The organism is Pyxidicoccus sp. MSG2 (assembly GCF_026626705.1).
In the GTDB taxonomy this organism is placed as follows: domain Bacteria; phylum Myxococcota; class Myxococcia; order Myxococcales; family Myxococcaceae; genus Myxococcus.
Genome location: NZ_JAPNKC010000001.1, coordinates 6,441,640 through 6,463,479, shown reverse-complemented (window position 1 = coordinate 6,463,479; position 21,840 = coordinate 6,441,640). Strand labels below are relative to the sequence as shown.

Sequence of the window (21,840 nt, the reverse complement as noted above, 5' to 3'; positions counted from 1 at the left end):
GAGGCACCTGCCCGAACGCGCCCCCCGGAGACACGCAAGTCGACCGCGCGCCCCCAGCCGCGCGGCCTCGGCGGCAGCGCGCACTCCAGCCCGCGCGCCAACCGCCGAGACAGCTCGACGACCCGGCTCAGGGCGCCGGGAAGTGGTCGAAGTAGTGGTCCAGCGTACGGGTGCCGTCCGGCTGGTTGATGCCGGTGGTCAGCCACGGCGGCACCACGCCGCCCATCACCGCTGGGACGTTCATCGGCTGGCGCCGCCGGTCCTGGAAGCGAGACCCGCTGCCCGCCGTCAGTGCCCCTGGCCGCAGGCCCGGCAGGGGAGCTGTCCCCGTGTGGCACGACAGGCAGAACGGGTTGGTGCTGGTGTCCGGGCGGGGCACCGCCGCCTGGAGCACCGGCAGCCCCATCATCCCGCTCCGCATGCACCGCGCCGCCAGGCTCGGCTGGGGATTCGGGTTCTTGTGCACCCGGTCGATGCACAGGTGCTCGCCGTACTGCGCCGGGTAGTCGAGCGGCTCCACGTACGAGCCCAGCCGCATCTGCTCGCAGATGGACCTGCGGAAGCCGGGATACAGGCTCGAGCGCATGCGCAGCCGCTCCAGCGCGGGGTGCCACACCTCGGGCTCGCGCTGGGACAGGTCCACCGTCGTCCCCAGCGCCTGGTTGCAGATGAGCTCCTCGGTCCACGTCTGCCGTACCTCGGCCGATGACACCGCGTAGATGCGCAGTTCGTCCACCCACCCGTAGAAGGGCAGCCGCAACTGTCCCGGGACGAAGGGCGGCCCGGGGTCGCCCACCGTCATCCACGTCCAGCCATTCATCGAGTTGTACATCGGGTCGAAGCCCACGTCGCGCGACGACACGGTCAGCGTCGAGTGCCACGTCCCGTCGATGTAGAACGCCAGCGTCCGCTGGCCCGCCTCGGTGTAGATCTTCATACCGAAGTGGAAGTAGCGACCGGCCTGCACCAGCGAGCCCAGGTTGACGGTGTACGAGGTGCTCGTCGCCCCGTTGTACACGGCGAGCTCGTGCCACACGTTCCCGCTGGAGTCCTTCACCTGCACCAGCCCGACCCACGAGTTGTCGGAGAAGTAGAAGATGGTGCGAGGAACGCTCCGCACGAGCGTCTCTCCGAAGCGGAGCGTGTTGTCCTGGCGAGAGTCCAACCAGATGCTGAACACCCAGTCGCGCCGCGAGCCATCGACGGGGTAGCCCATGTCCATGAAGTCGTTTCGGCCGTCCAGCCAGACTCCCTTGCCGCTCACGCCGCCGAGCGCCACGGGCTCGATTCGCGCGCCACCGCGCAGCCGCAAGGAGCCTGGAGCCTGCGGAGCGTCCGTCCCGAACAGCGGATGGCCCGTGGCGGCGTTCTGCGCCTGCGGGTTGCGCTTGAAGCGGAAGTCGGCGACCCCGCCACCACGCACGTAGGCCCAGACGTCCCGGAAGGGCACGAAGCCATCCTGGGGGAACGCTTCCGCACGCCACGGCCCGTAGGGTGACACGTCCATGCGCATGGCCGCGTTCATGTGCGCCACCACGAAGGCGCGCTTGTTCAGGTAGTCGTCGAAGGCCACCTGCGTGTTGCGCTGGGTGTTGGACTGGACGTTCCACACCACGTCGAAGGGCAGCGTCGGCCTCAGCGCATCGAAGTGGTTGAGCTGGTTCTCGAACGAGAAGATCTGCGAGCTGCCCCTGGGCGTCAGCGGCACGTCCGCGCCCGCATACAGGCGCAGGTCATAGGTGCGCTGGAAGTGGTCCTCGCTGTTGCCCGCCAGGTCGGTGATGCTCAGGCCGTTGTCCAGGATGATGGCCTTGCCGTGTGTCCACGCACCGAGCACGGTGACGGCCTGGGCGGGCGCCCGGTCCGGGTTGAACGTCGCGCGGTCGGCGTCGTTGGCGGGAGGGCCCGCCGCGACGTCGGTCTGGACCAGGGGGCTGAACCGGTCCTCCCGGAGCACCTTGCGCGCGTAGTAGCCGTCATGCGGGTGGTTCTTCGCCGCGAAGAACAGGTTCTTCCCCTCCCGGTCCAACCAGGGGTACGCGCCCTGGTTGCGCACGCCGAAGGGAATGGCGTTGCCCATCGTGTCCCGGAAGTTCTGGGGACTGCCGTTGATGACCTGGGACTTCGCTATCTCGTACCGGGTGTTCACCACCGGGTCCATCGGCATCATGCTGATGGGCTTGAAGTGCCCCCAGCTCGCCGCGCGGCAGACGTCATCAGCGGCCGCGTAGTAGAGGCCGTTCATGTTGATGATGAGCAGCCGACCGTCGCCGCTCGTCGCCGGCTCGAAAAGGGCGTAGGGCTTCTCGTTGGTGCCCCACCCCACCACGCCATTCCAGGTGCCGCCATTGCCGATGACCGGGTCCTCGTCGTCCTCCACCTGGAAGGAGGACTTGTAGCTCTGCCGGTCGAAGAACTGGCACCACTTGGGGGCGGAGGCCGAGGTGTTGCGCACGTAGACCGTCTGGCTCGGCCACACCGGAACCGCCACGTAGCACTGGAAACCGGGGTTGGTGGTGAACAGGCGCTTCCAGTCGATGAGGTCCGGCTGGCCGGAGACGCTGTACGCGGAGCCCGCGCTCATGTCGCCCCAGGGCGAGTCATGGACGTTGAAGGGGCGGAACGGCGGCAGGTCCCAGACGGGCAGCGACTTGACCTCGCCGTCCGGGTGGCGCGGGTACACCCACAGGCCCCAGCCGGCGGTGCCCCCCGCCTCCGGCTCACCCGCCTGAACGGACTTCGGCCTGCGCACGAAGACGGTCAGGTCCACCGAGCGCAGCTCCCAGCGCTTGCCATCGGCGGCGACCATTCCGTAGACGAGCGACATCTCGTAGCAGTCACCGGACAGCCATGGCGTGCCCACGTCATAGCGGGCCCTGCACGCCACGGGGTTGCGCCCATGGGCGCCCATCTCCAGGGCGCTCATCGAGTCCTCGCAGGTGGTGCTGTGGAGGGCGTCCGGGAAGCCGCCGTTGTTCTTCGCCGTCAGCGCGGTGGCCATCGGGTTGAAGTAGATGAACGGGTGGAGCCCCACGGCGTGCGAGGGCTCCACGTAGCGGGTGCCCTTGCTGGCGAAGTTGTAGCGGAAGTCCTGCCCGAGCAGCTCGGGGCGGAACGTGTACAGCGTGGACGCTTCCGCGCAGCCACGGCAGCCGCCACGCACGAACACGCGCCCGTCGTTGGTGCCGCGGTTGAAGGGCAGCACCTGGATGGCGCTGGCCGCGTCGCCGTATTCGGGCATCCGCGGGGGGCTCCACCCGTTGTCGAACTCGTACGGAGGGAACGGCTGCATCACCCCGCTGAGCGTCGACGGCCGAAGCGACAGCGGATTCGAGTAGGCCGGACGGTAGGGCCGCCAGGCCGCGGACAGCTCTCGGAAGATGCTGGGCCGCTGCGGGTTCTCCGTGTTGTAGCAGTTGTCGATGACCCCGTAGTCGTTGGTGCCGGTGGAGCAGGCGGACGTGCCCACCATGGCCACGTCGGTGAACCAGGTGGGCGGATCCAACCGCGCCCCCACCGTGCCCACGGGCTCGGCGGGTGGCGCTTCGGGAACGGGCGCCCGTGAATCACAGGCGCCGCTCACCACGAGCAGGAGGAGGACCACCGACAGCCAGGGTGCATGAGCCGTGGATTCCAGTTTCATTGATTTTTTCTACCAGACACGCACCCTGAGTCAACCCGGCGCAGTCCTCGACAGGGCTGGCGTGAAGCACTCCACGGCGGCCCCAGGCAAGGGGAAGGTCTACGAACGGGTTCAGAGGGGTGGCAGGTCCGTGGTCTGGCAGGTCTGGACGAGCTGACCGTTCCCCAGGGGCACCGTCACGATGCCACCGTCGCAGATGAACACGCCGGCATCGGCCGGTACGGGGCAGAAGCCTCCGTCGCAGGTGCCCGCGTCGCTACCTGCATCCGTGCCGGCGTCCGTGCCCGCATCGATTCCCGCGTCCGTGCCGGCGTCGACTCCGGCGTCCGTGCCGGCGTCGACTCCCGCATCCGGGCTCTTGCAGACACCCGCGGGCGCGTAGAGGGCCTGGCACTGGAAGTAGGGTGGATCTCCCGCGTACGGGTGGGGGCCGCTCGCGGGGTTGAACCAATTGCTGGCGCCCTTCGTGCGGAACTGGCACGTGGGCCCCGGGCTCGTGCAGGGGCAGTTCGGCGACACGTTCCAGCCCGTGAAGACATACAGCTCGTGGCTCGCGCCGAAGGCATACGTCTGCGGCGCGGAGAGCGTAACCAGGTCTCCTGCCTCCACGTCGACGTTGGGCTCGTGCGGGCCCGGATAGGGCGACTGCGGATGCGTGCCGCAGGCCTTCAGCGGGTTGCCATTCGGTCCGGAGTTGATCGTCGTGGTGGTGCCATCCTCCAGGAGGCGCTCGATGGAGAAGCTCGCGCAGACGGGCGTCGTGAGGGGCGTGGTGCAGGACTCATCACCTCCGCTGCGAGCGGCGACGACGTAGGGCGCGATGCTGACGCCGAGCGCGACCCGGCCCGTGTCGAAGACACACTTGTCGGTGACCGCGGTCGAGCCCGGCTTCTTGCCGTCGCCATCCTTGCCCGTGCCGGGACTCGTCAGGTCCGCGTAGTCCGTGCAACCCAGTGCCCAGGGCTTCTTGCAGCAGCACTTGATGGCCTTCACGTGGTTGTCGAACTTCTTGTGGTAGTCCACCTCCGCCGCGGGCTTGCCCGAGGTGGGCATCCACATCTTGGCCGGGTAGGTCTGGGCCGTCGCGTTGGTGGCCGGAATCGCCGTGGCATCCACGGCCCAGTCCACCCATTTGTCGCACGTCTTGGACGTCCCGATGCGGTGACACGTGGTGCAGATCTGCTCCTTGAGGTTGCCGTTGCCGTCCTTCACGTCCGCCGTGGTGACCGACCGGGGCTTGGGCCAGGAGCGGGGCGCCCCCGTGAAGTAGGCCTCCTCCACCAGGTAGTACTTCGCGTCCGTGAAGTCGGTGGGCACATGGTTCGCGTCCGTGCCGTCCACCTGGTCGATGTAGGGCGTGTGCATCCAGGGGTCGTGGTCATGGCACTGGGAGCAGGCCAGGGTGTTGCCCAGCTTGAGGCCCTCGGGGGCGATGTAGAAGGTCTTCGCGGCGGCGGCGGCGGCCTTCTCGTCGGTGTCCGTGGAGGCCGGGTCCGCAAGCGGATTGGGCACCTTGCTGCCATCCAGGTCCGGGCCTCTTCCCGACAGCGCCTGGAAGTAGCAGGTCGCCCCCGAGGTCTTGTTGGACATGACGATGGCCACGTCCTGGAAGCCGTCCTCGGTGTCCGCCCCCTTCTTGTAGCGCCGGCAGATGACGCGGATCTCGGTGTCCGCCTTCGACGTCTCCAGCTTGAGCAGGCGCGCGTTGGTGACGCACTGGCCGTCAGTGCCCAGGGACAGCCACACGGGCTTGTCGCACTTCGCGCCATCGGGCGTGTCCGTGGTCTTGAGGAGGCTGCCGTCGCGACACCGGAAGTAGGGCTTCTTGGGCGTGCCCAGCGCGGCGCGGCACGACGCCGCGTACTCCACGATGTTCGTGCCATCCAGCTCCCGCTCCACCTCCCCGAGCGAAGGGGCCGCGGGAGGGGGGGCGTCGAGCGACGCCGGCTCACAGCCCGCGAGCAAGGTCGAGACCACGAGACAGACCACGAGACACGTCTTGGGCGACGGACGCCAGTGCATGAGGGGCCCCCTGGATGTTCCGCTCTATACGAAAATGAAGCCATTCCGGTTTCAAGGCTTCGCGGAGCAGGCCGGGGGCGGGCGCCGGAGGACGTCGTGTGACATCAGGGCGTGGCTGTCTCGAACGCGGACTGCTCCTCACGCGTGAGGTCCGGCTTCTCCGCGCAGCCGCTCGACGCGGCACGTCGGGCGGCCTCCAGGCGGTCGCGCGCGTAGACGGCGAAGCGTCCGGCATGGAGCGTCTGGGGTGCGTCCCCTGCCCTCACGAAGCCGCGCTCGGGAAAGTGCCGCCTCGATAGGAGATGGAACGCGAAGCGCCACGCGTACACCCGCTTCATCCGCGCGAACTCCACCTCGGTCTTGTGATGCCGTCCCCGCGTCGTCAGCGCCAGGGCATGCGGGGTGAAGGGCAGCGGATGCGCGCCCCCGAAGCTGGAGACGGGGTAGTCCCGCGGGGCCTCCAGCTTGTCGTAGCAGCAGCCGATGTTCAGGACGAAGCCCGCCCTTGGCTCTTGCGGAGCTGCGTGAGGGCGAGCGGCCCGCAGGTGTGCAGACCGATGGAGGCCCGGTCCCGGCCGGAGAAGAGCGGATCGAGCTGGGGCCCCTGCTGGCGCTGCGCAGGTGCGGAGCAAGCAGCGCGCTGCGCGGTTGGACCAGGCGACGCTGCTCAAGCGCAGTTTCGACTTCGACGTCTTCACCTCTCCTGGCTGCGGCGGGCGCCGGAGATGTTGAGGACATCACCCAGGTTCCTGCCCCAGTGCCAGGACGGAAAACGCCCCGGTCCCCTCGCGGGAAACCAGGGCGCCTCCCAGGAACCACCCGTGATGCAATCGGGCGAGCCCCGCACCACGCAACCGCGCTACGCGACGAGGACCTGGAGGCCCTGGAGCAACCGGCGAGCGTCGTCACGCGACGGCAGCCCCGCCTGTGCGACGAGCACGGCCTCGGGCTGCTCCTGCTCCACGAGGCGCGTCAGCTCCTGGAACGCCTCGACGCGCGCCTCGCGCACCCGTCGCAGCTCCTCGGGCGACAGCCGCTCCGCCGCCCAGGCATCCACGGCCCAGGCCAGCTCCGCATGGCGCAGCTCGTCCTCCGCGATGCGCTCGAGCTCCTCCCGCACCCGCGCATCCCCCGCGGTGCGCGCCTGCCAGCCGACCACCACCGCGCCGTACATCTCCCGGACGCAGCCCTCCCGCGCATTCTCCGTCACCATGGCCTCCAACGTGCGCGCGGAGAAGGGAGCCACTTCCGCGGCGGACACGGATGCGCCGTGATGCCGGGCCAGCGCCTCCATGGCGCGCTGATGACGGACCTCGTCCCCCGCCGCGCGCCGCGCGGCCCGGATGAGCGCCTCGGGCGCCCCGTGAGCCTTCAGCTCTTCCGCGAGCCGGAGGAAGGCAGGCACCGAGGCGGCCTCCAGCCAGGCCATCTCCGCGAAGAGCGCGCCCAGCGCGGACCGCGACTCCACCCGCCCCGCCAGGAGCCCTTCGGGATGGCGTCCGTCGGAGCGGCATCCGCCCGGAGCGATGTAATGACAACGGGTATCGGTCCGCTGCCCGGTCCCGCCATCAATGAAATGCGTCTCGACCAGCGTGACGTCGCAGCGCTTGAGGTCAGGCAGGTTCATCGCCTGGCACAGCGTCATGCAGTTGTCGTTCGTGGGCTGGCTCCCATCCGGAAGCAGCTCGTAGCTGGTCCTGTACGCCTCGGAAGGGTCATACGGGATGCAGCCGCCATCATCCTCGCCCTCGCAGGCCGTGAGCGACAGCGTGGGGACGGTGAGCAACAGGCCGGCAACGGTGCGACGAAGACGGCGGTTGATGGGAAGCGACGGACTCCTGCCATTGCGCATCGAGATTCCTCGTGGCGATGTCGGTCCGGCCCCCGCACTCGTACCGACGCCGTCATAACACACACGCGGCAGCCGCCTACACCCGAACGGAAAACGCCCCGGCCACCCTCGCGGGCAACCGGGGCGCTTCCCGTCAGACAGAGGAGGCCGGAGGAACGGCCCCCTCCGCCTCAGCTCAGTTGAACTTGACGATGAGCGTGCCGCCCGTGAAGCCACCCTTCGCGCCGAAGACGTGCACGTAGTACTTGCCCGGCTCGTAGCCGTTCAGGTTGCAGTTCTCCGTGCTGTGCTCGTTCACGCCACGGCAGTCGTAGGCGGAGAACGTGGGCACCGCGGCGCGCTGCACGTACAGGTCCGCGTTGCCCGTGCCACGCAGCTGCACGTGGACGTTGCGGGTGCCGCCGTTGGTGCGCTCCGGAATCTGCACGGTGAACACCTGCGACGAGCCCGCCGCACCAGACAGGTCGGAGATCTGCACGTTCGGCTCGATGGGGATGTAGCCGCCCTCCCACGTCACGACCAGCGTCACGCCGGTGTAGGCGCTGAAGCCGTTCAGCATCGCGTACCAGGTGCCCTGCGCCGGAGCGGCGAAGGTGCACGTCTCGTTGTTGCCGCCGGTGTACGGACGGCAGTCGTACGAGGTGGACGTCGGCGCGTTGTTGTACCGGACGTAGAGGTCCGCATCACCCGTGCCACCGGAGATGGTGAACTTCAGGTTCTTCGCGCCCTCGGGCACCACCACGGAGAAGTACACCTTGGCATTGCGCGCGCCGGAGATGCCCGTGACGGGGACGTTCTTCTCCAGCGGGGTGTTGGGCGGAGGAGGAATCGGCACGCCGACGCCGACGGCCTTCCACGCGTTGCCCACCGAGGCGATGGTCGCCGCGTCGTAGCCCAGCTGCGCCGCCGCCTGCTCCGTGGCCGTCTTCGCGGCCTCGAAGTTGGACGAGGGCAGGAGCAGGTCCCTGTTGGCCCTGTAGAAGATCTGGCCGGCCTTCTCGATGCCGATGCCCGCGACGACCTGCGTCGTCTTGGCGCGCGGGTGCGTGCCACCCTGCGACAGCAGGTAGAACGCCAGGTTGGAGATACCGGAGCTGTAGTGCACGTCCACGCCCGACGCGTAGTCCGGGTAGTAGTCCAGCGAGGACCCGTCCTTCACCGGGTCGTTCATGTAGCGGAGCGCGTCGTTCGGGATGCTCGGCGTCCACACGTCGTCGCCCACCAGCCAGTGGCGGGGAGACACAGGACCGGAGCCGTCGCCGTACCACTCGCAGACCGCGCCGAAGATGTCCGACAGGGACTCGTTCAGACCGCCGGACTCACCCGAGTAGATGAGGTCCGACTCGTTCTCCGTCACGGCGTGCGTCAGCTCGTGCGCCGTCACGTCCAGCGAGTTGGCCAGGTTCGAGGCATTCACGCCGTCGCCATCGCCGTACACCATCTGGGTGCCGTTCCAGAAGGCGTTCACGTAGTTGTTGCTGTAGTGCACCGAGCTGATGAGCACGCCGCCCGCGTTGTCGAGCGAGTCGCGGCCGAACAGCGAGCTGTAGCAGTTGTAGACGGTGCCCAGGTGGTCGTAGTTGGTGTTGACCACCGCGTCGGCCACGGGAGCCCCGCCCTCGGTGCGGGCTACGGGGCCGGGCAGCGAGGTACCGTGGTTGAGGTTGTGCAGGCGGCGGTTGAGCGCGTGCTTGATGGTCGGGATGCGAACCTGGACGTCACCCTTCTGCGCGTCGACCAGGATGATGTCGCGCACCGGGGTGGTGTCCGGCTGCTCACCGGTCTGCATGAGCTTGTACATCAGGCGCAGCTCGTCGCCGTCACGGAAGTACACCAGCTCCGTGTCGGGGCTGGTGACGGAGCCCGCGAGCGTCTCGCGGTCCGCGGCCGCCGCGGCCACCGCCGCCTCGGCGGAGATGGAGGCCTTGTCCGCCGCCTTCAGGTCGCTGCGAACGTTGGTGTTCGCCGCGAAGACCTTGCCGTCGCGCGCGTGCAGCCGCAGCTCGCCGCCGTACACCGGCAGGCCCTGGCGGGAGACCGCGTAGCGGTAGTGCACGTCGCCCTGCGGGTCCTTGTACGCCTTGGTGAACTTGAGGTCCGCCGGGTCCAGCTTCAGCAGCGGGGCCACCGTGGCGACCACCGCCGCCAGCTGCGGCGCCTGCAGCGACTCCGCGGCCACCGAGTCGATGACGGGCAGCGTGCCCAGGTCCCCACCGATGAAGCTGGCGGCGCCGGACGCGTCCCTCTCGATGACGTTGATGCCATTCTCCAACTGCTGACTGCGGCTGCCGGACTCCGGAGCCTGCGCGTCCGCCGCCGGAGCGGCCTCGTTGCACGCTCCAACGAGGAAGGACAGCGCCGCGACTCCGAGCGCTCCACGTACTCGCTTCTGCACCATGTAACCCCCTGAGGAAAAACCGACCTGGATGGGTACGGCCGGAATCAGAGTCTCACGCGAATTACGGGTCCATCAAGTACCTACGAGATTTTACGGTATTACTGAACTTCCTACCTACCCGTGTGGATGTGGACCCGAGCGGGCCCGAGCGGTGTCCACGGGTGAGCAGGGAGTGCTCTCGGAGCGACACGGGGCGCCCGGCGTGAGCAGACTTGTCCCTCCCTTCCACCCGGGGCCCTTCATGCGTCAGCGATTGCTGTTGCTGCTGAGTGTCGTCTGGGGTGCCGACGTGTGGGCCCAGGTGCCGGAGCCTCTCGCGGAGCCACGGCCCGCGCCCGTGCGGGGCTGGGTGCCGGCCTACGACGCGCACATCCGGGCGGAGGCGGCGAAGGTGCCGGCGCTGCGGACGCTGCCCGCGGAGAAGATGGCGGACTTCTGCCCGAGGTGGGCGGAGCTGGCACCCGACGCGCGCCTCCAGTTCTACGCGGATCTGCTGTTCGCCATCTCCGGACCGGAGTCCGGGTGGGACCGGCGGGTGATGTTCAACGAGACGGGCATCATCGACCGGGCCACGCGGCGGCAGGCCATGGACCCGGTGACGCGGCGGCCCATCCTCAGCGAGGGGCTGCTCCAGCTCTCCTACGCGGACATGGACGGCTATCCCCCGGCGGAGGGGCTGGGCTGCCGGTTCGACTGGGAGGCGGACCGGGCGGCCTTCGCGCTGGACCTGGCGGCGGGCGCGGGGGCCCGCACCTTCCACTCCGGCCACCCCGAGCGCTCGCTGCTGAATCCGTACGCGCAGCTGACGTGTGGGGTGCACGTCCTCCACACGTTGGTGCGGCGCTTCCCCCAGGACGACTTCCGCGCGGCCGCGGGCCGGTACTGGTCGACGATGCGCCCGAAGAAGAAATCCCACGTGCAGGTGGTGGCGGCGCTCCAGGCGCGCGAGAGCGCCTGCTTCCAGCGGGCACCGGCGGCATGGAGCGTGCTGGCCGCGCTGCTCGAGTCCTGGGCCGGCTGGCCCCCCGGCCCCGCGGCGCACGGCCTCGTCACGGGCTCGCGCGCCGAGCAGGAGCCCGGCCCGGAACGTCAGGCCCACGCGCCAGCGATGAGCCCTCCCTGAGCGCCCGGCCCCTGGGGGGTGCAGCCGCGCGGAGGTGTGCAGCCTTCGGGTCCAGCAGCCTGACGGCGGCTTCCCGCCGAAGTCGCCCTGCCTACGCGCTCGCGGCGCGGACGAGCCGCAGCACCACGGCGAAGTGGAGCCCGGCGCCCACCAGCGTGAGCGCGTGGAAGAGCTCGTGGTACCCGAACACGCCGGGCCGCAGGTCCGGCCGCTTCAGCGCATACGCGATGGCGCCCGTGGTGTAGGCCACCCCGCCCGCCAGGATGAGGGAGAGCTCGGTGACGCCGAGCGCCCGGCGTGCATCCTCGAGGTACGGCACCAGCGTCCAGCCGACGGCGACGGCGAGCGCCGCCGTGAGGACCTTCGGCGCCCCCACCCAGAACAGCGACTGGAGGACGCCAACGAGCGCGCCGCACCAGATGGCGAGCAGCAGGCTGTCACCGGCGGCGCCGGAGACGCCGAGCAGCGCGACGGGCGTATAGGTGCCCGCGATGAGGATGAAGATGGACGCATGGTCCATGCGCCGCATCCACGCCCGCCCCCGGGGGACCAGTCCACCCGGTGGTACGTCGCGCTCACCGAGAACAGCACCACCAGGCTGATGGCATACAGCGCGGCAGCGGCAGCGGCCCGGGGCGTGGGCGCCATCGACACGAGCACCCCACCCGCCCCGAGCGCGCTCGCGGCGGCGAACTGGTGCAGCACCCCTCGGAGCTTCGGCTTCTCAGCGGCCCGGGCGTTCAGGACGAAGCCTGCGCTTCGGCGGCCGACTCCGACGGCGGGCGAGGAATGAGGTAGTCACGTTGGATGGTGGCGAGGCCCAGCTTCTCGAGGAGCACGCAGGCACCATAGCCGAGGTCGACCTCATGGCGGCGGTAGGAGAAGGACGCCGACCCCGGATAGCGGTGGTGGTTGTTCTGGAAGCCCTCGCCGAGGATGAGCCACGCGGCCAGGTGGTTGTTGCGCGAGTTGTCCGACGTGTCGAAGTTGCGCCCGCCCACCGCGTGCCCGAGCGAGTTGACGATGCCGCCCTGCACCGGGTGGCTCATCATCCCGAAGAACCACGCGGCGCCCAGCAGCCACCCGATGCCGAAACCCAGCGCCAGTCCCACGGCGCCGTGCAGCACGTACGGCAGGTACCAGCGCCCGGTGCGGTTCAGCGCGTTGAGCGGGAAGTCGAGGTCCCTCGCATAGCGCGTGTACCCGGGCTCCTCGCGCAAGAGCCCCACGATGACGCGCTTGTAGTTGCGCAACTGCTCCATCCCGATGCCGAGAATGCCCACGTTGACCGGCGAGTGCGGGTCCAACGGCGTGTCGGAGTGCTCGTGGTGGAGCCGGTGCATCACCACCCATGCCTTCGGGTCCAGGCCGGTGAGCCAGTTGCCTCCGGTGATGAGCACCCTGCGCAGCGCCGGGTGCAGGCGCACCGCCTTGTGCGCCAGGCCCCGGTGGTAACCCACCGAAATCGTGAGGAGGTTGAGCAGATACGCGGCCAGGAAGACGGCTCCGCAGAGGGCGAGGTACATGGAAGACTCCAGCTCGGCCGGTGGGTTACCGGCCAGTAGGTTCCGTTCGAGTAAGTTACCCATGAGTAGGTTAGAGGTCAACGTGGTGGCGAAGAAAAAGCGACTGTCGGGTGCCGACCGCCGGGTCCAGCTGATGGAGGTCGGCCGGGGGGTCTTCGCCTCGCACGGCTACGAGGCAACCTCGATTGAGGAGGTGGCCCAGCAGGCGGGCGTGTCCAAGCCCATCGTCTACGAGCACTTCGGCGCGAAGGAGGGGCTGTACGCGGCCATCGTGGACCGGGAGATGGACGACCTGGTGGCGCGCATGTCGGAGAGCATTTCCCAGGGCACGCCGCGCGAGCGCTTCGAGGCGGCGGTGCTGGCCTTCATGACGTACGCGAAGGAGGAGCCCGCGGGCTTCGCGGTGCTGACGCGCGACTCGCCCATGGCCACCGCGCGGCGCGGCCTGACGCGCGTCATCGACGACCTGGCGCAGCGGGTGGGCGACATCTTCCGCAGCGAGTTCGAGCGCGCCGGCTACAACCCCAAGGTGGCCCCCATCTACGCCAACGCGCTGGTGGGCATGGTGACGCAGGTGGGCCAGTGGTGGGCCGCGGAGGGGAAGTCCTTCTCCATCGACCACGTGTCCCGCCATGTCGCGGCGCTCGGGTGGATGGGGCTGCGCCACCTGCCCCGCGAGCCGGACTCCCCCGGGACGCGGCAGGGCGCGAAGAAGCGCGGCTAGCCTTCCTGGATGACGGACAGCACGTTGCCGGCGGGGTCCTTGAACCACGCAATCAGCGGGCCGCCGCCGTGGAAGATGCCCTTCGCGTCGGTGTCCTTCTCGAACTTCGGGTAGCGCTCGAAGCGCACGCCGCGCGCGGAGAGCTGGTCCACGGCCTTCTCCACGTCCGGCACCGGGAAGTTGAGGATGGTGAAGGTGGCGGGGACGTGGTCGTCCTTGGGGTAGGCCAGCACGTCCCGGCCTCCGGCGAGGTGCAGGAACAGGATGCCGTCCTCCACCGACACCTTCAGGCCCAGCGTCTGCTCGTAGAACTTCCGGGCCGCCGGTACGTCACTCACCGAGAAACCGCTGAACGCCTGGGTGTTCCCGAACATCCACGCCTCCTCTCCTGGTCAGCCCCTCGAGGCCATCGTGGGGGTCCCCGGGCGCGCACGCAGCGGGGAGCGTGCCGTGCGCCCGGTCCCCGGCCGGCCGGGCAGACCCGGGGCGCGCGTCAGTGGAGGGTCCGCGGGATGACGCCGGCGATGGACTCACCGTCCCCCGGGTCGAGCACGCGAACCTCCGAGGCGATGTGGAGGCCTCCGGCGATGAAGTAGCCGATGCGAATCTGGGCGTTGTCCGTCAACCGGCCCTCCTCCGTGACGTCCGTCCAGGTGTAGCGGGCACGGTCGTCGATGCGCACCGTGACGTCCTCTCCGGCGGCCAGGTCGTGAATCGTCAGGTGGTCCGGGCCGGCGTCCACGACCCTGCCGGTCACCATCCGCTCCACGTTGGCCTGGTTCTCACTCCAGCTCTCCATCACCATGGCGCTCTCCCGGCCGGTGACTGCTCCCGCGAGGCCCGCCCGGCGAACGAGCCCGAGGCCCTCCGCCCGGCGACGCGAGACGCGCCAACCCGTCCTGCCCTCAAGCTGCGCCCGGCGCGAGCCCGGCACCACACAGGGCCAGGGCCCCTGCTCCGCCGCCATCCGGTGGGGCAGTGGCCCGCAGCGCACGGCTAGTGGCGCGAGCCTCCCGCGGCGGCGGCGGGCTCCGAGTCCACCAGCGGCCCTCCGTCCGTCAGCGCGGCGTCCACGGTGGCCATCAGCACCTCCGGACGGACGGGCTTCTCCAGCACGCGGTTGGTCACCGACTCCATGAACGCGCGCGACTCCGCGGTGTAGGCGCCGCCGGAGATGAACACCACGCGCTCGGCCTGGTCCGGCGCCGTGGCGCACAGGCGGCGGAAGACGGTGGCGCCGTCCGTCTCCGGCATCTGCAAGTCACACAGGATGACGTCGAAGCGGTGCCCCGCGGCCACCAGCGCCAGCGCCTCGCTGCCGCGCGTGGTGGTGACGATGTCGTGGTAGGGCTCCAGCAACAGGCGCATGGACTGCGCCAGCCTGGGCTCGTCGTCCACCACGAGCACCCGCCCGCGGCGGCTCCGGGACGTGGGCAGCGCGGCCGCCGCCGCGGAGCGCGAGGAGGGCGTGCTGACCTGCACCGGCGCGGCCGGCAGCAGCACGCTGAAGACGGAGCCCCGGCCCGGCTCGCTGCGGACTTCCAGCTCTCCCCCGTGCGCGCGGACCACCTGCTGGCAGATGGCGAGCCCCAGGCCCGTGCCCTCGCCGGTGGGCTTGGTGGTGAAGAAGGGCTCGAAGATGCGGGGCAGCACGTGGGCGGGGATGCCGGCGCCGGTGTCCATGACGTCCACCCGCGCCCGGCCCGTCGCGTCCGTGCTGGTGCGCACGCGCACCTCGTTCAGCGTGGGGCTGCCCTCGGCGATGGCCTGCATGGCATTCACCAGCAGGTTGAGCAGCACCTGCCCCAGCCGCGCCTCGCTGCCGAGCACGCGCGGCACCGGGCCGAACTCCTCCACCACCCGGGCGCGGTGGCGCAGCGCATGGCTGACGATGCGCACCGCCGGAGGCACCAGCGCGTTGAGGTCCACCAGCCCACGCTCCTGGTCTCCCTGGCGGCTGAACACCTGCAGGTCCCTCACGATGAGGCGGATGCGCTCCGCCCCCTCCAGCGCGCCCCGCACTCCGGACAGCGCATCCCGCGTCGCGGGCAGGCCGCCCTCGGAGAGGCTGCGCGCGGCGGCCTCCAGGTTGAGCACCAGGTAGGCCAGCGGGTTGTTGATTTCGTGCCCCACCCCGGCCGCGAGCGTGCCCACCGCGGCCACGCGCTCGGCGGCGACGAGGCGCGCCTGCAGCTCCTTGGTGGCGGTGATGTCGCGGTGGGTGGCCACGAAGTGGGTGATGTCCTCGCCGGTGGCGCGCACCGGGGACAGCAGCACCTCGGAGCGCAGCAGGCTGCCGTCCTTGCGCATCACGGGGACTTCCGCGCACAGGGGCTCGCCCGCGAGCAGGGCCCCTCTCACGCGCCGGGTCAGCTCCGGCTCCTGCTCGCCATAGACGAAGCACGGGTCCTTGCCCACGAGGTCCTCCCGACGGTGGCCCATCAGCGCGCACAGGGCCTCGTTGACGAACACGGTGCGCAGCAGGCCCGGGGCGCGCACCTCCGCGATGAGGACGCCCTCGTGCACGCCGTGCACGGTGGTGGCCAGAAGCTGGAGCTGCTCCACGGCGCGCTTGCGCTCGTCGCTCGCCGCCGCCACCAGCAGCCCGGTGACGGAGGTGACGGCGACGAAGAGCTGGAGCACCAGCAGGTCCTCCGTGATGTGGCCGGAGGAGAAGGGCCCCTGCCCGCTCGCGGTGCCGACGGTGGCGGCCGTGGCGATGAACAACGTGGCGGTGGCCGCGCCGCCCGCGCCGAAGCGCAGCGCCGCCCAGGCCGACATGGGGAAGAGGAGGAAGGCCGCGACGTGCTTCGCGCTCAAGCCCACGTCGGAGACCATGAAGATGGCCGCGCCCAGCGCGGTGGTGAGCGCCGCCAGCAGCAGCGCCTCGCCCCACTTGCGCGGGCGCCTCAGCCGCCCCAGCGCCAGCAGCGGCGGCGCCATCACCAGCACCCCCATCATGTCCCCCACCCACCACACCCAGATGGCGCGGGCCAGCTCCGCGCGCGGCAGCAGCTGTCCCAGCAACAGGCTCAGCGAGCCGAGGGTGGCGCTGACCGTGGTGCAGGCCGCGCCCGCTCCCGCGCACAGCGCCACGACGTCCCGGATGCGCCCCAGGCGGGCGTCGAACCCCACCCGCCGCAAGAGCAGCGCGCCCAGCACCGCCGCCAGCGTGGCGGCCAGGGCCACCCCCAGGCTCGACGGCAGGGGGCTCGGGGTCAGCCCGTAGTTGACGCACAGGGCCCCGAGGAAGACAGCGGGCCAGCGAGAGGGGCCGAGCAGCACCAGCCCCGCCAGGGCCACCCCGGCCGGGGGCCAGACGGGGCTGACGTTGGTGCCCACCGTGGCCACCAGGAGGCCCAGGCTCCCGCCCACGAAATACACGAGTGCCAGCGCCAGCACCTCCAGGAGGTACCTGACGTTGACCGCGCGAACGCTGGCTCGGAGCAGCCCGAAGATGACCCAATCCCCCCAGGTACCGTCCGCCGACCCGACGCGTACCTACGGCCGCCATGCTAACCGGGTCCGGCCGCGCATTGCACCTGCCGCCCGGGGAGCAGGCAGGCAAGCGTCCAGGAGCCGATAGCCGGCCCATGCAATGGGTTGGCGCCCCTTGCGTAGAAGGAGGCAAGGAGGTTCAACGAAACGATGTCGCGTCCCGGAATCGCCGCCCTGCTGTCCTTCCTCATCCCCGGCGTGGGCCAGATCTACAACGGGGACATCCTCCGCGGAGTCTTCTGGCTCATCATCACCCCGGGCTTCTGGATCGGCACCGGTGGGTGCCTGGGCTGGGTGTGCCACATCATCGCGGCCGCCACGGCGCACAGCCGGGCGGAGAACCAGCTGAAATACCGCGTCACAGTGGTGTAACGACGCTTCCCGCTGAAGAAACCTGGAGCCCGGTGCCCTGGGGACTGCTGACCCCGGCACCGGGCTCCGTGTGTCTCGTCCCGACGCGCTACTGGAAGAACGCGTCCGGGAAGGCGTTCGTCGGCTCGGTGTCGACGAACTCCCGGTTGTCCACCTCCACCGGCGTGCCGGTGGCCGTCGTCTGGTTCTCGATGAGGTCCTTCACGAAGGCGGTGAACTCGGTGCCCGCGTCGGTGCCGGCATCGGTGCCCGCGTCCACGCCCGCGTCCGGGCGGGGGACTGGAGGGTCGTCGTCGTCACTGCATCCGGTGTAGGCCAGGGCCGACCCCAGGGTCAGGATGCAGGCCAGTGCTCTGAACTTGCCCATGGCCTCAGGTCCCGTCGCCGTGAGCGCCCGCGTTGGGCGTGCGCAGGTAGGGGAAGGTCGTGTCGAACTGCGACGCGTCCTGGAGCACGGCGTCGTGGAACGGGATGTTGCGCGACGGCGCCTGCGTGTCGTTGGCCAGCAGGTAGCCCATGGACACGCGCAGCTCGATGTCCACCACGTCGTCACCGGGGCGGCGACCGTTGGGGAAGCCCGCCGGGTCGCAGCCGGCGAGGGTGGTGTCGAGCGCACCGTCCTTGAAGCAGCCCGCGGCGCCCAGGTTGTTCTGGCTCGCGCTGGCCGTCACCGGCAGCTCGACGTTGAGGCGCTGCATCTCCGCGGTGGAGCCGTTGGCATTCACGCCCGTCACGCCGGTGAGGAAGGCCGCCACCAGGTCCGCACGGGGGAACACGGTGGGCGCCCTCACGCCGGCGGTGGTGAAGAGCACCTCCAGCAGCGCGGGCAGCGTGGGGTGGGTGACGTAGTCGGCGAACTGGGCGTCGTCCTTGGGCTCGCTGGCGTTGAAGCGGTTCTTGTCCTTGAGGCCGATGACGACTTCGTTGACCAGCGGCATGCCCAGGCGGCTGACCTGCGCCCACGCGCCGCCCTCACGGGCCGGCATGGTGAAGGTGGCCTTCGGGTTGATGGCGCGCGCCTGGCGCACGCTCGCCGAGGTCCACCCGCCGATGACGGGCTGCGCCGCCGTCCTCAGGCAGGAGATGGGGACCTCCAGCGCCAGCGTGGTGATGTTCTTGTCGTCCAGCGGGTTGGGCACCGCGTTGCGGTTGGCGGCGTCGGCGATGACGGAGGCCGGCGCATTCACCAGGTCGAAGATGGGGCCCAGGTTGACCGCGAAGGACTCCTTGCGCTGCCCCACGAACAGCTTCGCCTGGCCGGTGCAGCCGGGGATGTTCACGGAGTAGATGTGCTGGCCCGCGTAGGCGGCGTAGGCGTTGGCGTCACCGAACGTCTTCGTGCCGATGTAGTCCGTCGGCTTGAGGAAGGTGGCGCTGCCGCCGCTGGCGTTCGTCACGTCCGCGGCGGTGCCCGTGCGGCGGTTGCCCCGGACGACCTTCAGGGTGAAGGACTCCTGGACGTTGAGCTTGCTGCGGTCCGCCGCGGTGATGGGCCCCACGTTGACGAGCGGCACCGCCACGTTCTTCTGGTTGGCCCCCGTGCCAATGGGCAGGGTGACGCCGTTGCCGTTGGCGGCCAGGGTGTTGGTGAAGCGGAACTGGAAGGTGATGTCCTCGACGGCGTCACCGGTGTTGTCGACGTGGATTTCGTACAGCGCATCCGGGTCCAGCGAGAAGTAGTTGGGACCGCCGTACGCATCCTGCAGGGGCAGGTAGTTGGCAATCAGCGTGACGTAGGCATCCCGACCCGACTCGTAGCTGCGGAACATGTAGAAGTCGGTGGCGTCGACCTTGGGCATCTCCGTGATGAAGGGAGCTTCCCGGTGGCTGGACGCCAGGGCGCCGGTGGCACCCAGTGCGGTCGCGACGGTCAATGCCGCCGCGAGCTTCTTGGCTCTCATTCGCTTCTCCTGTTGAGGTGTGGAGGGACTGCTGTTGCACCAGGGCGCGCGACCGACGCTGCCTGCACACCCGGCTACGACTCCTTACGGACGCGCTCCCTGCGTGGATGCGTGAAGCGCGGGCCTGCGCGCCAGCGTGCTGGAGCGCGCAGCCGGTGTCAGGTGAAGGACATGCCCATGCCGAACGCGCGCTCGGCGAACCAGACACACGCCACCAGGGCAATGGCAGCCGAGCCTCCGACGAGCAGCGCCCGGCGGTAGAGCACCGAGCCGCGCAGGGTGAAGGCCAGCGGGAGGAAGGCGGCCACGCACGCGAGCTGGCCCAGCTCCACGCCCACGTTGAAGCCCAGCAGCGTGACGGCGAGGCTGCCGCCCGGCAGTTCCAGGTCGGCCAGCGTGGACGCGAAGCCGAAGCCGTGCAGCAGACCCAGCGCGAGCGCCGCCACCCAGCGCGTGCCGCGCACCACGGGGAAGACGTTGTTGAGCGCGGCGGCGATGACGCTCGCGGCGATGGCGGACTCGACGAAGCGCGAGGGCAGCGACACGAAGCCGAGCACGGCGGCGCTCAATGTGAGCGAGTGGGCCACCGTGAAGGCGGACACCACCTTCACGACGTCCTTCACCGCCGGGCCGAAGGCCCGCACCGGCACCCAACGCCCGTCCGCCTCGCGGCGCAGCACCGACGGCAGCAGCAGGGCGAAGAGGAAGAGCAGGTGGTCCAGTCCCGCGAAGATGTGCTTCACGCCCTCCACCACCATGCCCCCGAAGCGGCGCCAGGGGGACAGGCCCTCCAGCGACACGCGGGCCGTGTGATTCGAGGCGGAGAGGACCAGCGTCTCGCTCGCGCTCCCGTTGGCGACGCGGACGATGCCGCGGTGCTGCGGGTCCCGGTCGAACAGCAGCGAGTAGTCCACGTCCAGCGCCGTGGGGGCCGCCGGGCAGCGTGCGGCGAAGTCCAGCACCGCGTAGGCACCGTCCGAGTGGCGCACCACGCGCGCGGCGCTCCCCGGCTCCAGCGTGCACGGGGTGCCGTCCGCGCCCAGCGACAGGCGCGCGAGCACATAGCCAGCGACGTCCGACTGGCGCGCGCGCAATTCGCCCCACGTAATCGCGCCGTCCCCTTCCGCGTCCAGGGTGAGGACCTCGTCCAAATCCTTCAGCGCGACGTCCCAGCGGCCGGTAAAGCCACTCCCGTCGCGCGTCAGATGCAGGTAGCTGTCGCTCGGTTTGTGAGCCAGCGCGGCCAGCGGGGCGAGCAGCAGCAACAGCGTGACAAGGCGGCTCAAGGCAGGCTCCCACGCACGCGCTCGGCGAGCGCCACCAGTCCAGGGTCTTCGCAGCCGGCGGCCTGGAGGAACTCCACGGCGGGCGCCGCGGCCTCCGGCTTCCCGGCGGCGAGCGCGGTCTCCAGCAGGAGCCGCACGTCCCACGGCTCGCGCTGCACGTCCCACGAAGCCCGCGCGAGCGTGAGGGCCCTGTCCGGCGCCTTCTCCACGTGGAGCGCGAAGCGGGCCTCCTCGCGCGCGTGCAGGCCGTCTCCGCGCAGGTGGCTGGCCGCGTAGCGCTCGGACAGCTCGGCGGCGAGCGTCGCGGCTTCCGCCGAGCCGAGCGCCGTCTCCGCGAGCACGAGGCGCAACAACTGGTTGTCGTCCTCGGTGTGCCCGCGCACCAGGGTGGCGGCCTCGCGCGGGCGCCCCGCGTCCAGCAGCAGGTCCGCGTAGGCGGCGCGCGTGTACGCGTCACCGGGGTCCAGCGCGAGCGTCCGGAGGAAGAGCTTCTCCGCGCGCGCCGTGTCGCCCGCGCGAGCGGCGGCCTCGGCCAGCGTGGAGAGCGCCCACGCTTCCGCCTCCGGGCCCGGTGTCCCCCGGGCCATCGCGTCGGTGAGCAGCGCATAGGCCTGGCGCGAGCGGCCGGCGAGGCTCTTCACCTGGGCCTCGCACACGGCGGCCGTCAGCGGCCCGGCGAGGCCAGCGAGCGGCGCGCAGCTCCTGGCCGCCTCGGCGTGTTCGCCCCGCACACCCAGCACCACCGCGCGCGTCAGCCACGCCTGCGCGTTGCGCGGGTCCTCCCGCACGGCCGCGTCGAGGTCCGCGAGCGCGGCGGGAAACTCATGTCGACTCTGGAGGATGGTGGCACGCAACAGCCGCACGCCGGGCGGAGGGCTGGCCGCGTCCCACCAGGGCGCGAGCGCCGCCTGGGCCCGGCCGAGGTAGCGCGGGTCTCCCCGCATCCGGCTCTCCTCGATGTCGAGCCTCGCCAGCCGCAGCGCCAGGTCGAGCTGCTCGGGCCGGCCGGCCAGGGCGCGCCGCAGCGCAGCACGCTCCCGGGCGCGGGCATCTCCCGCGGTGGCGGGCACCTGCTCCAGCACCACGCCGTCCGACGCGGGCGTGAAGGGTACACGCTCGACGGCGGGAGGATTGCTTCCGCACCGCAGGGACAGCACGGCGGCCACACCGACTGCGAGGTGGGTGGCGAAGCGGAAGCGGGGCATGTGGGCTCGCATCGGTGAGAGCCTTACGCAGCCCGCACCCGGGTGGATTTCCTGAGACGGACCCATGGGCCCACCGACACCAGCCACCCGACACGCGGAACGTCCTCCTGACTCGTTTCCGACACTGGCGTTGGCCGGACGGACCCTCCCTTTCCGGGTGGGAGATCCACCCGGGCCCGCCTCGCTCACTACCTCCCGATGACGTCGTGCGCGGCCCCGCCATCACCACCCGAGTCGATGAGCCAGCCCAGGTCCTTCCATGGCCACGGCAATTTCCACCTCGTGCTCGT

The 21,840-nt window shown here is 70.4% G+C and carries 16 protein-coding genes and 1 pseudogene; 3 read left to right on the top strand and 14 right to left on the bottom strand.

Annotated features, from left to right (window positions below):
• Positions 1-127: 127 nt before the first annotated feature.
• From OV427_RS25365 to OV427_RS25345, 5 genes and pseudogenes are all read right to left on the bottom strand, one after another.
• Positions 128-3,643 carry a hypothetical protein gene (locus OV427_RS25365; protein WP_267858745.1) on the bottom strand — a complete coding sequence of 1,172 codons (3,516 nt, stop codon included), beginning with the start codon at positions 3,641-3,643 and terminating at the stop codon, positions 128-130.
• A gap of 111 nt (positions 3,644-3,754) precedes the next feature.
• A complete protein-coding gene (locus OV427_RS25360; RefSeq protein WP_267858744.1) occupies positions 3,755-5,665 on the bottom strand; it encodes a hypothetical protein in 1,911 nt (636 codons plus the stop codon).
• A gap of 113 nt (positions 5,666-5,778) precedes the next feature.
• Positions 5,779-6,269: pseudogene (locus tag OV427_RS25355) on the bottom strand (methyltransferase); the annotation flags it as partial.
• Between the two features lie 255 nt (positions 6,270-6,524).
• Positions 6,525-7,517: a hypothetical protein gene (locus OV427_RS25350; RefSeq protein WP_267858743.1), complete on the bottom strand. Its 993-nt coding sequence runs from the start codon at positions 7,515-7,517 to the stop codon at positions 6,525-6,527.
• Between the two features lie 175 nt (positions 7,518-7,692).
• Positions 7,693-9,915, bottom strand: a complete 2,223-nt coding sequence (locus OV427_RS25345; RefSeq protein ID WP_267858742.1) for a M4 family metallopeptidase — start codon at positions 9,913-9,915, stop codon at positions 7,693-7,695.
• A 241-nt stretch (positions 9,916-10,156) separates the two neighbouring features.
• Here OV427_RS25345 and OV427_RS25340 point away from each other — a divergent pair, with 241 nt between their 5' ends.
• Entirely contained in the window at positions 10,157-11,038 is an 882-nt protein-coding gene (locus OV427_RS25340; RefSeq protein WP_267858741.1) for a hypothetical protein, read from the top strand.
• Positions 11,039-11,129: 91 nt separating this feature from the next.
• On the opposite strand, the gene trhA is transcribed toward OV427_RS25340, so the two are convergent.
• Complete coding sequence (trhA, locus tag OV427_RS25335) at positions 11,130-11,558, bottom strand: PAQR family membrane homeostasis protein TrhA (RefSeq protein WP_324289987.1); 429 nt, start codon at positions 11,556-11,558, stop codon at positions 11,130-11,132.
• Between the two features lie 220 nt (positions 11,559-11,778).
• Positions 11,779-12,564 carry a fatty acid desaturase gene (locus OV427_RS25330; protein WP_267858740.1) on the bottom strand — a complete coding sequence of 262 codons (786 nt, stop codon included), beginning with the start codon at positions 12,562-12,564 and terminating at the stop codon, positions 11,779-11,781.
• 61 nt (positions 12,565-12,625) lie between these two features.
• Here OV427_RS25330 and OV427_RS25325 point away from each other — a divergent pair, with 61 nt between their 5' ends.
• Complete coding sequence (locus OV427_RS25325; protein ID WP_267858739.1) at positions 12,626-13,288, top strand: TetR/AcrR family transcriptional regulator; 663 nt, start codon at positions 12,626-12,628, stop codon at positions 13,286-13,288.
• On the opposite strand, the gene OV427_RS25320 is transcribed toward OV427_RS25325, so the two are convergent.
• From OV427_RS25320 to OV427_RS25310, 3 genes are all read right to left on the bottom strand, one after another.
• A complete protein-coding gene (locus OV427_RS25320) occupies positions 13,285-13,662 on the bottom strand; it encodes a VOC family protein (protein WP_267858738.1) in 378 nt (125 codons plus the stop codon). The two genes, OV427_RS25325 and OV427_RS25320, sit on opposite strands and share 4 nt — an antisense overlap.
• Positions 13,663-13,781: 119 nt before the next feature.
• Positions 13,782-14,093, bottom strand: a complete 312-nt coding sequence (locus tag OV427_RS25315) for a hypothetical protein (RefSeq protein WP_267858737.1) — start codon at positions 14,091-14,093, stop codon at positions 13,782-13,784.
• Between the two features lie 191 nt (positions 14,094-14,284).
• Complete coding sequence (locus OV427_RS25310; protein WP_267858736.1) at positions 14,285-16,690, bottom strand: MASE1 domain-containing protein; 2,406 nt, start codon at positions 16,688-16,690, stop codon at positions 14,285-14,287.
• Between the two features lie 246 nt (positions 16,691-16,936).
• Here OV427_RS25310 and OV427_RS25305 point away from each other — a divergent pair, with 246 nt between their 5' ends.
• Positions 16,937-17,158 carry a hypothetical protein gene (locus tag OV427_RS25305; RefSeq protein WP_267858735.1) on the top strand — a complete coding sequence of 74 codons (222 nt, stop codon included), beginning with the start codon at positions 16,937-16,939 and terminating at the stop codon, positions 17,156-17,158.
• Between the two features lie 88 nt (positions 17,159-17,246).
• On the opposite strand, the gene OV427_RS25300 is transcribed toward OV427_RS25305, so the two are convergent.
• The 4 genes from OV427_RS25300 to OV427_RS25285 all read right to left on the bottom strand — a co-directional run bounded on the left by OV427_RS25300 (position 17,247) and on the right by OV427_RS25285 (position 21,550).
• Positions 17,247-17,525, bottom strand: coding sequence for a hypothetical protein (locus tag OV427_RS25300; protein ID WP_267858734.1), 279 nt, complete (start codon positions 17,523-17,525; stop codon positions 17,247-17,249).
• Positions 17,526-17,529: 4 nt separating this feature from the next.
• Positions 17,530-19,059, bottom strand: coding sequence for a DUF4331 domain-containing protein (locus tag OV427_RS25295; protein WP_267858733.1), 1,530 nt, complete (start codon positions 19,057-19,059; stop codon positions 17,530-17,532).
• 158 nt (positions 19,060-19,217) lie between these two features.
• Positions 19,218-20,345: a HupE/UreJ family protein gene (locus OV427_RS25290; RefSeq protein WP_267858732.1), complete on the bottom strand. Its 1,128-nt coding sequence runs from the start codon at positions 20,343-20,345 to the stop codon at positions 19,218-19,220.
• The gene (locus OV427_RS25285) at positions 20,342-21,550 is read right to left on the bottom strand and encodes a tetratricopeptide repeat protein (protein WP_267858731.1); all 1,209 of its coding nucleotides are present in this window, start codon (positions 21,548-21,550) and stop codon (positions 20,342-20,344) included. Before OV427_RS25285 ends, OV427_RS25290 begins: the two co-directional genes overlap by 4 nt.
• Positions 21,551-21,840 lie beyond the last annotated feature (290 nt).

Excerpts from the sequence above, each read along its gene's own strand:
- OV427_RS25315 (WP_267858737.1), bottom strand. The coding sequence starts at position 14,093 with ATGGTGATGGAGAGCTGGAGTGAGAACCAGGCCAACGTGGAGCGGATG.
- trhA (WP_324289987.1), bottom strand. The coding sequence starts at position 11,558 with ATGGACCATGCGTCCATCTTCATCCTCATCGCGGGCACCTATACGCCC.
- OV427_RS25325 (WP_267858739.1), top strand. The coding sequence starts at position 12,626 with ATGAGTAGGTTAGAGGTCAACGTGGTGGCGAAGAAAAAGCGACTGTCG.
- OV427_RS25360 (WP_267858744.1), bottom strand. The coding sequence starts at position 5,665 with ATGCACTGGCGTCCGTCGCCCAAGACGTGTCTCGTGGTCTGTCTCGTG.
- OV427_RS25350 (WP_267858743.1), bottom strand. The coding sequence starts at position 7,517 with ATGCGCAATGGCAGGAGTCCGTCGCTTCCCATCAACCGCCGTCTTCGT.
- OV427_RS25300 (WP_267858734.1), bottom strand. The coding sequence starts at position 17,525 with ATGGGCAAGTTCAGAGCACTGGCCTGCATCCTGACCCTGGGGTCGGCC.
- OV427_RS25330 (WP_267858740.1), bottom strand. The coding sequence starts at position 12,564 with ATGTACCTCGCCCTCTGCGGAGCCGTCTTCCTGGCCGCGTATCTGCTC.
- OV427_RS25345 (WP_267858742.1), bottom strand. The coding sequence starts at position 9,915 with ATGGTGCAGAAGCGAGTACGTGGAGCGCTCGGAGTCGCGGCGCTGTCC.
- OV427_RS25285 (WP_267858731.1), bottom strand. The coding sequence starts at position 21,550 with ATGCCCCGCTTCCGCTTCGCCACCCACCTCGCAGTCGGTGTGGCCGCC.
- OV427_RS25295 (WP_267858733.1), bottom strand. The coding sequence starts at position 19,059 with ATGAGAGCCAAGAAGCTCGCGGCGGCATTGACCGTCGCGACCGCACTG.
- OV427_RS25320 (WP_267858738.1), bottom strand. The coding sequence starts at position 13,662 with ATGTTCGGGAACACCCAGGCGTTCAGCGGTTTCTCGGTGAGTGACGTA.
- OV427_RS25340 (WP_267858741.1), top strand. The coding sequence starts at position 10,157 with ATGCGTCAGCGATTGCTGTTGCTGCTGAGTGTCGTCTGGGGTGCCGAC.
- OV427_RS25305 (WP_267858735.1), top strand. The coding sequence starts at position 16,937 with ATGTCGCGTCCCGGAATCGCCGCCCTGCTGTCCTTCCTCATCCCCGGC.
- OV427_RS25365 (WP_267858745.1), bottom strand. The coding sequence starts at position 3,643 with ATGAAACTGGAATCCACGGCTCATGCACCCTGGCTGTCGGTGGTCCTC.